At 35.2% G+C, this 10,425-nt stretch carries 11 protein-coding genes; 6 read left to right on the forward strand and 5 right to left on the reverse strand.

Annotated elements, in window-relative coordinates; all coding sequences use genetic code 11:
• Nucleotides 1-611 (reverse strand): hypothetical protein (locus BM141_RS21285; RefSeq protein WP_091549469.1); only part of this gene is annotated, 611 nt, incomplete at its 3' end.
• Between the two features lie 795 nt (nt 612-1,406).
• On the opposite strand from BM141_RS21285, the gene BM141_RS21290 reads away from it, so the two are divergent.
• Nucleotides 1,407-4,139 carry a serine hydrolase gene (locus tag BM141_RS21290; RefSeq protein WP_091549470.1) on the forward strand — a complete coding sequence of 911 codons (2,733 nt, stop codon included), beginning with the start codon at nt 1,407-1,409 and terminating at the stop codon, nt 4,137-4,139.
• Between the two features lie 65 nt (nt 4,140-4,204).
• Here BM141_RS21290 and BM141_RS21295 read toward each other — a convergent pair whose 3' ends face one another.
• The 4 genes from BM141_RS21295 to BM141_RS21310 all read right to left on the reverse strand — a co-directional run bounded on the left by BM141_RS21295 (nt 4,205) and on the right by BM141_RS21310 (nt 7,352).
• Nucleotides 4,205-4,426 (reverse strand): DUF2795 domain-containing protein, encoded by a 222-nt coding sequence (locus tag BM141_RS21295; protein ID WP_091549471.1) that lies wholly within the window; start codon nt 4,424-4,426, stop codon nt 4,205-4,207.
• Nucleotides 4,427-4,599: 173 nt separating this feature from the next.
• Nucleotides 4,600-5,835, reverse strand: coding sequence for a DUF349 domain-containing protein (locus tag BM141_RS21300; RefSeq protein ID WP_091549472.1), 1,236 nt, complete (start codon nt 5,833-5,835; stop codon nt 4,600-4,602).
• Nucleotides 5,836-6,100: 265 nt separating this feature from the next.
• On the reverse strand, nt 6,101-6,616 hold the full coding sequence (locus tag BM141_RS21305) for a DUF2911 domain-containing protein (RefSeq protein ID WP_091549473.1): 516 nt from the start codon (nt 6,614-6,616) through the stop codon (nt 6,101-6,103).
• Between the two features lie 208 nt (nt 6,617-6,824).
• On the reverse strand, nt 6,825-7,352 hold the full coding sequence (locus BM141_RS21310) for a phosphoribosyltransferase family protein (RefSeq protein ID WP_177217498.1): 528 nt from the start codon (nt 7,350-7,352) through the stop codon (nt 6,825-6,827).
• An 83-nt stretch (nt 7,353-7,435) separates the two neighbouring features.
• On the opposite strand from BM141_RS21310, the gene radC reads away from it, so the two are divergent.
• The 5 genes from radC to BM141_RS21335 form a co-directional block, all read left to right on the forward strand.
• Nucleotides 7,436-8,137, forward strand: coding sequence for a RadC family protein (gene radC / locus BM141_RS21315; protein WP_091549474.1), 702 nt, complete (start codon nt 7,436-7,438; stop codon nt 8,135-8,137).
• 302 nt (nt 8,138-8,439) lie between these two features.
• Entirely contained in the window at nt 8,440-8,631 is a 192-nt protein-coding gene (locus BM141_RS21320; protein ID WP_091549475.1) for a hypothetical protein, read from the forward strand.
• Between the two features lie 203 nt (nt 8,632-8,834).
• Nucleotides 8,835-9,365: a peroxiredoxin family protein gene (locus tag BM141_RS21325; protein ID WP_177217499.1), complete on the forward strand. Its 531-nt coding sequence runs from the start codon at nt 8,835-8,837 to the stop codon at nt 9,363-9,365.
• A 66-nt stretch (nt 9,366-9,431) separates the two neighbouring features.
• On the forward strand, nt 9,432-9,917 hold the full coding sequence (locus BM141_RS21330; RefSeq protein WP_091549477.1) for a cysteine peptidase family C39 domain-containing protein: 486 nt from the start codon (nt 9,432-9,434) through the stop codon (nt 9,915-9,917).
• Nucleotides 9,918-10,192: 275 nt separating this feature from the next.
• Nucleotides 10,193-10,425, forward strand: a 233-nt coding sequence (locus BM141_RS21335; protein ID WP_091549478.1) for a hypothetical protein, incomplete at its 3' end; no start/stop codon positions are given.

Consider the following 10,425-nt stretch of genomic DNA (forward strand, 5'->3'; position numbering starts at 1 on the left):
TTAGGGAAAAAACTCACAGATTCCTTGTCAGAGAAATATACTATTTCCTTAGAGAAAAACATCTTGCCGTGATTGTTCACATAGCGGATTCTAAACTTGTTTACCCCAGAGTGCAAAGCCACTTCTTCTGCATAAGGATTGCTGGAGGTATGTCCTTGAGCGTTCACCACCTTCACGGTAGCCCAAGAATCATGCTTGAAAGCCTCAATGAAATAAACTCCATGCTTTTGCTCTCCCTTGCCAATCCAAGACAACTGACTTTTAGCAATCTCCAAAGCAGAGAAATGAAATTCCTGATTTCTACGCAAGACATTAGGATTCATCAGTTTAGGTTCGCAAACTTCGGTATGAATGATTTTGATAGTAACATTGGTTTCTGTAAGCAAGTGAGATAAATCCACATCTAAGGCACTGGACTTAGGAGCGGTGAACCTTACGCCGTTCACATAAAACTCAGAGATACAAAAATCTTGGTCGTCATTGTGAGGATTGTAGAGATAGAGATTTTTGCCGTTATAAGTCCCCTTGATAACAAATTCTGCGGCATTAGCCAGATTTACGATAGTCAAGCCACAGATGAAAGCGATGATAAGTTTTACAATATTTTTCATAGTATTAAAGCATTTAAGATTCAAAAAGTTTAGAAGTAAAGAAAGTTTAAAAGGAGTACGAGTTGTTAGCGTTATTCTGTTTTGTGTAAATTGATGTTACAAAGATAGCACATAAAATAGGAGAAAGTCAAGTATTTTGCAAAATAATTTACAAAAACTTTTAAAAATTACATACATAATAAAAAGTGTATTAAGGGGTATAAATAAAGTACAAGGGGTATCTTGTCAAAGTACAATTTCGGAAAAAAGTAGGACAAAAGCGAGAAAAAGATAGGATAAAAGGTCAATAAATAGGATTAAAGAGCATGTAGAAATACTTATGTGAGGGGTATGATTTGCATTAGCTTTAGGTATAGGAATGAAGATAAGTAGGAATAAGCATAAAAATAGTAAAAAAATAGATAATATATTACATAGCAAGAAAACTAAGAGCATGAAAATATTTTAATAATCCAATTAACTTCTTGGAAAAGTACAATAGGGAAAGTGATGAAAAATGAAAATCAACAAAAGTGATAGAGAATATATGACAAAGAGAGGTAAAAAGTTTGGAGAATTGGGTAGAAAGAGTATTGAGTTTGCCGTGCTTTTCTATAGGAATTGTTTTATATGGTTAAAACTGTTGAAAAAATGAGTTTTGGTATTGAAATTGTTTTGCTTGTATAAAAATTTTTCTTAAAATTTTCATTAAAGAAATTTTTTAACACAGTAAATATGACTTATATTTCGCAAAAATGAAAAACAACGCACACTAAAACTATTTTTATTCATCAACCTCGTTAATATCATTGCCTTATGCCCAGAAGTGTGTCTTTTAGCTTATTAGTATTGCTTTTACACTTAGTAGTCAGCCCAAGCAACGGTTTAAACGTATTAGAAATTAGAGAATTAAAAGAGAAAAAAAATAGTCCTTTGCGGGCAAATTACCTCGATTATATTTGGAAACAACAGCAATGGATTGATAGCCTTGCAAATGGTATGACCTTAGACGAAAAAATAGGTCAGCTATTTGTAGCTTCTATACATGCCAATCAGAACGAAGCAGAGGTAGAGCAGCTGATACAAAAATATTATTTAGGAGGAATGTTGCTTGCCAAAAATAGTCCTTCTAAACAAGTCCAAGTGATAAATACCTATCAGAAGAAAAGCCGTATTCCTTTGCTCATTGGTGTAAATAGCCAAATGGGGCTTGCAGAGGCTGTAGATAGTGTACTTGCATTTCCTAAACTCCTCACCACTAAAGCAATTCATAATGAAGAACTTATTATACAAACAGGTTTCGAGGTTGCTCGTCAATGCCGTAGGTTAGGGGTTCACTTTAACTTAGGCTTACACGATACCCAACTTGACAATTCCTTTAATAATTGGTACGCCAAGGGAATGTTTGAAAAAGGGGTACTTCATGTCTTACAAAACTATGAAAGTATGGAGGCAGATAATCTTATAGGCATTTCTTTCTTAAATCATGTCATTAAGCAAGGAGTTGCTCAAAAGTATGAAAAAGCAGATATACTTAAACTCTTTGAAAACCATGATGTTATTATTACAAAAAATGTAGTAGAAGGCATTGAGCAAATAAAGAAAGCTGTGGCAGAAGGCAAGATTTCTGAAAGACAAATTGAAAATAAACTGCACAATGCCTTGAAAGCTAAATTTGCCACAGGGCTTTTTGCTAACAAATTTATGAAGTTGGAAAACTTAGTCAAAGAGTTGAATACTGCTGAAACTAAGGCAATTAATGAAAAACTTTACGAGCAGGCAATTACTTTGGTAAAGAATGAAAGCAAAATCATTCCCTTTATGGACTTGGAAAAACTTTCTTTTGCTTCTATTTCTATTGGAGCAGGGGAAGATAATGATTTTCAACGTTTTCTATCAAAGTATGCTCCTTTTGAAAACTATGCAATTACAGATAAAAATGCTTTTGACAATCCGCAACTCTACAACTTACTTTGTGAAAAAGTGCAAAATAAAAAGGTGGTCATTGTCGGTATTCATAATATTGTGAGTGCAAGTGCTAAAAAATTTATTCAGAACCTGCAAGCCAATGAACAGATTGAAGTAGTAGTGGCTGTCTTTGGAGAGCCTTTCTTACTCCAAGACTATGAAGAAGTAGATAACCTAATTTGTGCTTATGAGAACAACTCACTTACACAAATGCTGCTGCCTCAGCTGCTTTTTGGAGCAGTAAGCACGCAAGCAAAACTTCCTATTGATGTTTCTGAGAAGTTGCCCAAAGGAACGGGGCATTTTGTTCCCTCACTCAAAAGATTGCGTTATACCTCCGTCCCTGAGAGCGTTGGGGTAAATAGTGGCTTGCTCTCTCGCATAGATACGATTGCAAAAATGATGATAGATATGAAGGCGGCACCGGGTTGCCAAGTATTAGTAGCTCGCAAAGGGACAGTTTTATTTAGCAAAAATTATGGTTATTTCACTTATGAAAATAAGCAAGCTGTTAATGATAATACGATTTATGACCTTGCTTCTTTGACTAAGATAGTGGCTACTATGCAAGCAATCATGTACTTACATGAAAAAGGGAAAATCAGTATCCAAGACAAAGCGGAAAAACACCTTCCTGAACTAAAAGATACAAATAAAGGGGATTTGGTGCTAAGGGACATTCTGATTCATCAAGCAGGTTTGGTGCAGCAGGAGCCTTTTTGGTGGAAGACTATGCTAAAAAAAGAGTATAAACAAAATTATTTGAGAACCGTCAAATCTGATTCTTTTAACGTACAGATAAGTGATAATCTCTTTGCACTAAGTTCTATTCAAGATTCTATTTGGCAATGGACAAAAAATTTGGCTCTGCGTAAACAAAAAACGGCTAATGGGTATGGCTATTTGTATAGCGATATTGGCTTTTATATTTTAAAACAGATTGCAGAGAAACACTTACAACAGCCAATCAATCAATTTGTTGAAAATCAATTCTATAAACCTTTGGGATTGAGTACTATGACCTACCTACCCTTGCAAAAGTTTCCAAAAGAACGAATTGCCCCTACGGAGGAGGACAATCATTTCCGTAAAGGCATTGTGCAGGGGCATGTCCACGACCCTGATGCGGCACTGGCGGGCGGAGTAGCTGGTCATGCAGGAGTATTTAGCAATGCCAATGACCTTGCTATTTTGGCACAGATGCACCTGCAAAATGGTTTTTATGGAGGGAAAAAATACTACGAAGAGAATACCATTCCTTTTTTCACTGAAAAACGACAATTTGAAGCCAATCGCAGAGGCTTAGGTTGGGACAAGCCAATCAGAGGTTTTGGAGGTCCCTCATCGGGCTATTGTTCTCCGCTGACTTATGGGCATACGGGCTTTACGGGCACTTGTGTTTGGATAGACCCTAAATATGATTTAGTATTTATTTTCTTGACAAATAAAAGCTATCCTCATGCTCACAACCGCAAACTCAACAACGAGAACATTCGCAACAAAATGCACAACACTATTTACCAAGCTATGGAGGTACAAGATAGCTATGTAGTCTTGGAAAAGCAGGGCAGAGTAGATTAGAAAGAAAAAAGCAGATGAAGAATATTTCCTCATCTGCGTATAGTGTTCAGTAAGATGCTTGCATTTTAATACTCATCTTCGTTGAAGAAGAAGTCATCTTTGGTCGGATAGTCAGGCCAAATTTCCTCTATGCTTTCATAGGGCTGTCCGTCGTCTTCCAACTCTTGTAGATTTTCTACTACTTCCAAAGGCGCACCTGAGCGAATAGAATAGTCTATCAACTCCTCCTTTGTTGCAGGCCATGGAGCATCTTCCAAATAAGAAGCTAATTCAAGTGTCCAGTACATATTTTCCCTCCTTTTTTATTTGATTGCAAGTTTTGGTAATTACGTTTTCTACTCATAGCAAACTTATTTTTCGTAGAAAAGTTGTCTTTCATACTCATAAAAATGGTTTTGCTTTGATTACGGTAAAAAGGTTGCAAAAGTAGAAAACGAAAGAAAAAAAAGCAATTTTTCTGCTAATAATTAGCCAACAACTGGTCTTGGAGTTTTTTCAAGATGCGTTGTTTTGTTTTAAGTTTATTTATCTGATTTAGTCGTTCTATGTCAAAATTCTGGTTTTGCTGTGAATTAGGATTCCGCTTGTTCTTTTCATTCATCAGGCTCAGTTCTGTTTCATCTTTTTTGATAGATTCTTTAATGAGTCTAATTTTTATTTTAAGTTGCTCAAAAAATGTTTTTTCGTCAAAAGACTCGTATTTATAGCGAGCCTGTTTGTTTAAAAAGTATGTTTCAAACAATTCATTACAAGCTATCTTAAATCTGGTGTTAAATTCCTTATCGTTAGGGTGTTTGGTTTTACCCAATCTCTGCCATTCCTTTTGTAGGCTTTTTACTTCTTCTATGGGTGGCTCGTCCATTTCGAGCATTTTTTCTACCCTATCGCATATATCGCGTTTGCGGTCAGCAGGGTTTCTGAATGATTGTTGCTTGTGTTTGCTGAAGAATTTACCTATCTCAGCTTTGTAGGCATTCGTTAAGTTGATAATGTCTTTTTTAGGAACTCGCCCTACCAATTTCCAATCATTTTGAAGTTTTTTGACTACTTGGAGCGCGTTCTCAGGTGGATTTTGATTGATATTTTTAAGTTTTTCTAAAAGATAGTTATATCTTTCTATGCGTTTCTGTATGGCATTACGTCTTTCCTCTATAGCGCGATTACGCTGTTGGAAAAATCCTTCTACGATAGCATCAAACTTCTCATTCAATACTTCTTCTTTTTCTTTTGGCGCGCTACCTGTTTTTATCCACTTGAGTTTTAGCTCTTTGTACTTTTTAGTAACTGCTACCCAATTTCGATTGTTTTTGAATTCTTCTGCTTCTCTAAGAAGGGATTGTTTGATTTCAAGATTTTTAGCGCGATTTTTTTCTATGTATGAGTGAATGTCTGCCTCGAGTGCGTCTAAGGTTTGGAACAGAGAAGGAAAGTCTCCCAAGCCATCAAAGCTGGCTAAATATTCTCGCAAGTGAATGAGTTTCATCAGGAAAGAACCCTTGTTATTGGTGCTATTGACAGCTTTAGCAAGTTGTTCTACCTTTTCTTTTGCTAAGTCGAAGCGTTTAGTAAAGTATTGGATGCTTGCTTGCTCACTTTCTTTGACTACGCCTATTTCTCTGGTAGGAAAGTTAAGATATCCATTGAGATAAACCTTCCCGTCTTTTGCGTATCCGTAAGGTGAAATCGAGTTACTCATTTGTGTCAGTCGTTGTTGTGGTTGTTTGTTATAATGTTTTTAAGTAGTTTTCTATTCATAGCATCTGGTCATAAAAGAAAATCAACCTAAGTTAAAAATATTTTTAAAAAGTAATATTACAAATAATTTTTTAATTAATCAAATCTACATAATTGTTTATTATCAGCAAGCAAGTAGTTTTAGTTCCTTGTTTTGAGTTTAATTTTGTAAAACAGCACAAAACAGTAGCAAAAAACAAGGAACTTTTAACAAGGGACTTTCAAGTTTATTGAGTTACCTTAAAACCTACTTTCAAATTTTCCCATAAAAGAGTTACTATGCCGTCTTTACTTATTGTAAAAGTCATTTTTTCCGTAAAGCTATCTGATTTTCCTGCTTTGGCAGTTACTCTTAGAGCATCGTCAGCCTCCTTGTAACCAAACGCACCCCATTGGTCTGCGGTTTTATTGAAAATAATTGTCCATTCCCCGTTTTGAGTAGGGATAGTAAACAGTGCATATTTGCCGGCTGCCAATTTTTTCCCCTCTACAGTTGCGTCTTTGGTAAACTCTATGGTTGTTGCCTTGTCCGCTCCTGTACGCCAAACTTTGTCATAAGGCACTAATTTGCCCCAAATCTCTCTTCCTTTGACTGAGGGCTGGCTATAGTCTATGGTAACTTTACCACTTCCTACTTCCTCTGAAACAGAGGTTCTTGGACTTTTTTGTGCATAAGCAAAGTCAGTTAAAAATAAACCAACAAAAAACAGACTAAATACTAATTTTAAAAAGGTTGTTTTCATTAGATTTGAAAAATTTAGTGTAAAAATAAAACTGTTAAACACAAATAAGTAGATTTAGTTGATTGTTTTTAATTGATATTTAACAAACAAACCTGCTAAATTTTTACCTTATTTCAAAAAAAAGAAGTAATCTTTTAAATTAATTCTTTAAACTACCATCAGCAATGGGTAAAAGCATGGGAATTAACAAGCTGACAATTAGCTAATTCTAATATAGATAAACCCCAAACTTCTCCTCATCAGCAAGCTCTACGTGTATATGCTGTCTAATGGTAGTAGAAAGCTCATAACCAGAGTAATTTGCAGAAAGTGGAAATAACTGATGCCCACCTCTGTCTATAAGAACGGCTGTTTGTAGTTTTTTGATTTCAGTCTTTAAAAAAGGTCGTAAGGCATAGGCAAAAGTTCTCCCTGTATTGAGTACGTCATCTATCAAAATAATGGTTTTCCCTTTGACAAAATCTATCTCGCAGTCCAGTTTTACTTCGCTTTGCGTGGGGGCAAACTTGTCCAGTGTAATGGTAACGAGATGGGCAGGGATAGGAGAAACTTGCTGAAATTCAATATATAAGAGATTTGCAAGCAGATAGCCCCTGTCGTAAACGCCAGCAAAAACTATTTCCTCATCTTCTAAGTTTCTTTCATAAATTTCATAAGCCATCCTGCGAATTTTTTGTATCGTTTGCTGACGATTCAGGATTTGATTTTGAATATTCAAAGGTAAGTCTGGTAGCATATTTTTACTTTGTGATTTAAGGCAAAATTAGGAAAGTCTTTATATTTTTACCAATATATCCGAAAATTAAAGACTTTTCACCTATGGCAGATAATGTTTCTTCCTATACACCTATCCATCAGTGGGCAGAGGACGACAGACCGAGAGAAAAACTACTGCTCAAAGGCAAGGCAGCACTTTCCGATGCAGAGCATTTAGCGATTTTGCTGGGTTCGGGAACAGTATCTGTCAGTGCGGTAGATTTGGCAAAGCAGATTTTGGCTTCGGTCAATCACAATTTGCATGAACTTGCCAAACTTTCTGTCAAAGACTTGATGAAATTCAGGGGAATTGGAGAGGCAAAAGCCATTACCATAGTCAGTGCGTTAGAACTTGGACGAAGACGCAAAGAAAGCGAGCCTCAGAAAAGAGAAAAAGTACTGTCCGCTACTGATGCTTATGAGGTAATGCGTCCTTACCTTTTAGATGCTCACAGAGAGGAGTTTTGGGTGATGCTACTCAATCGGAACAACGAGGTTATCAAAGTTGAGAAAATCAGCGAAGGAGGCGTAGCAGGTACAATAGCTGACCCTAAACTGATTTTCAAAGCGGCATTAGACCGCTTAGCCAGTGCGCTGATTCTGATTCACAACCACCCCTCAGGCAATCTCAAGCCCAGCTCTCAAGACCTCCAACTTACTCAAAAACTCAAAGAAGCAGGAAAGTTTTTGGAAATACCTGTCTTAGACCATATTATTTTTACCGACCATAGTTTTTTTAGCTTTATTAATGAGGGCATATTTTGATTTGTAACAGTTTGCTATCCATGTTTATAAAGATACAATCCATATCTAATACTAAGTATATTTGGGTGTTACTGATAGTGCAATCTTGCAAGATGTAGTTCGTCGTACCGATACCTAAAATTTTCTATGTTAAATTTTATGAATCCTATTGATAAAATATTCATCTAATTCATATAATACCCACTATAAGATACAGAGTTTTTTGAAAAAGTTACCGTACTTTGTATCAAGTAAAACGACAAATACTTGCAAGTGTAGGGTTTTATGATAAATGATTTGAAAAACTAAAAAAATCTAAAAAAATGAAAACTTTAAAAGAAAAATTCGCACAGTTTGAAATGACTAAGGAGCAAATGAAACAGGTGAAGGGGGGAGCAAATTGGATATGTAGAAATGAGGATACAGGTCAAGATGAATTATATTTCAACTATGACAGTCCTCAAGAAATAGCTCTTGATACAGGTTTTAGAAATGGAACTTGCGAGCAATTGTAAATTTTTTGCAAATACTGTTTAGCATGGTTCTGAGAAAGCATAATCTATCTAATTACCATTGCTAAACAGTTTATTCTATTTATTTTGGGTATTGATTTTAAATCTTTTATTTAATACTATGTGAAAATATGATAAAATTCTTTATATTTTATATCTATTCCTCTTTGTTAGCTGTATTTATTTACGCTCAAACACCCTATTATATGTTCTATCCAACCGAGGTAAAACAAAAATTATTTGAAGAAAAAAATCAATTAGGAACTCCTGCCCATAATTTCAAAGTAATTACTATTCAAGGTGATACTATTGAACTGAAAAATTTGAAAGGTAAAATAGTGGTCATTAATTTCTTTTTTGCTGAATGCCCTCCTTGTATTGCAGAAATACCTGATTTGAATAGAATAGTCAATAAATATCAAACCCAAGAAATTATTTTTTTAGCAATTTCAAGCAGTAATGATAAGGAGAGATTAAAATACTTGCAAGCACTTTTATTAGAAAAAAAGGGCTTTGAATGGCAATATACTTTATGTCCCGCTTATGATTATGAAACCTTAGGGCATTCTTTTAAGTCTTCTAATAGAAAAATAGCAAACGAATTATATATGACTAATACCTATCCAACTCACATCATTATTGATAAAGATGGTTTATTTCAATATTGCACACAAGGTTCTGGTACAGATAAACTTGCAATAATGGAAAAAACGATAGACTTATTAATCAGTAAATGAATTATTTACAATAATAAAATATACTTGCACCCAAAACAATCAGTTCCATCTTAACCCTTTACACCTATGCTCCTCACCCAAGAAGAAAATGCGGTCTTTTCTCTGTATGCCTTGGTAAAGGCAATCAAGGGAAAAGTTACAAAGAAAACCTTAAAAGAAACCTTGCTCCATCAGCCTGAGTATCCGAGCCTTTTTGCCTTGAGCAATGCTTTGGAAACTCTGAAGATAGAAAATGTGGCTTTGAGTATGCCTGTAGAGCAGTTAGCAGAAGTGCCTACGCCTTTCTTAGTCTTTTTGAAAATAGATGGGGGTAGCTATGGTTTAGTACAGAAAGTAAGCCATGATTCTATAGAATGGTTACATGATAAGAAAGGTTTACAGAGGGAAAGCCTCATAGACTTTGCCAAAACTTACAAAGGGACTATCTTGGTTGCGGAAGCAAATGAGCAGTCTGGGAAAGCAACTACGCAGAAAATAGGAAAAAAGAAAATACGCTTACTATGGTTACTAATCCCTTCTGTCCACCTTGTGCCAAAACTCATGCAGAGATAGAGAAGCTGATAGCAAGCAATGAGAACCTAAACTGCCAAGTGGTATTTACTGCTACCAATGAGGAAACGGACATCAGGGGAGAAGTGGCAAAACACATTCTTAGTTTTACAGAATATTACTATCATACAAAAAACATATTGGTAGTAATATTCTCTTTCAAAATACTTAAATCTCTTATTTTATGAAAACAATCAATATTTTAACCGATTGTGCTAGTTTGGAATTTTCAGTAAAAAAGGTTATCTCTAAGGTGCAACCATAAAAAGAGATAACCTATGCACCAAATCGCAATTGATTCAGTATTCAAAGATAATATAAAAGAGTTAAATTTATCAGATTTTCTGACCCTTACTTTTTTCATTATAGATGAAATTTACAAAGAAGTCGGTCAGTTAGTTGAACGTTCGGGACCTAAACCAACTTTTTCGGATAGTGAAGTGATTTGTCTAAATCTTGTCGGTCAAATGGTTTGCGATTCTGAGAAGGCTTGGTATAAAATAGTCAAGAA

The sequence above is a fragment of the Thermoflexibacter ruber genome, from assembly GCF_900113045.1.
Taxonomy (GTDB): domain Bacteria; phylum Bacteroidota; class Bacteroidia; order Cytophagales; family Thermoflexibacteraceae; genus Thermoflexibacter; species Thermoflexibacter ruber.

What these genes read in the sequence shown, in the direction of transcription:
- BM141_RS21330 (WP_091549477.1), top strand. Translation starts at nt 9,432, where the DNA reads ATGCTCCTCACCCAAGAAGAAAATGCGGTCTTTTCTCTGTATGCCTTG.
- radC (WP_091549474.1), top strand. Translation starts at nt 7,436, where the DNA reads ATGGCAGATAATGTTTCTTCCTATACACCTATCCATCAGTGGGCAGAG.
- BM141_RS21325 (WP_177217499.1), top strand. Translation starts at nt 8,835, where the DNA reads ATGTTCTATCCAACCGAGGTAAAACAAAAATTATTTGAAGAAAAAAAT.
- BM141_RS21310 (WP_177217498.1), bottom strand. Translation starts at nt 7,352, where the DNA reads ATGCTACCAGACTTACCTTTGAATATTCAAAATCAAATCCTGAATCGT.
- BM141_RS21290 (WP_091549470.1), top strand. Translation starts at nt 1,407, where the DNA reads ATGCCCAGAAGTGTGTCTTTTAGCTTATTAGTATTGCTTTTACACTTA.
- BM141_RS21320 (WP_091549475.1), top strand. Translation starts at nt 8,440, where the DNA reads ATGAAAACTTTAAAAGAAAAATTCGCACAGTTTGAAATGACTAAGGAG.
- BM141_RS21300 (WP_091549472.1), bottom strand. Translation starts at nt 5,835, where the DNA reads ATGAGTAACTCGATTTCACCTTACGGATACGCAAAAGACGGGAAGGTT.
- BM141_RS21295 (WP_091549471.1), bottom strand. Translation starts at nt 4,426, where the DNA reads ATGTACTGGACACTTGAATTAGCTTCTTATTTGGAAGATGCTCCATGG.
- BM141_RS21305 (WP_091549473.1), bottom strand. Translation starts at nt 6,616, where the DNA reads ATGAAAACAACCTTTTTAAAATTAGTATTTAGTCTGTTTTTTGTTGGT.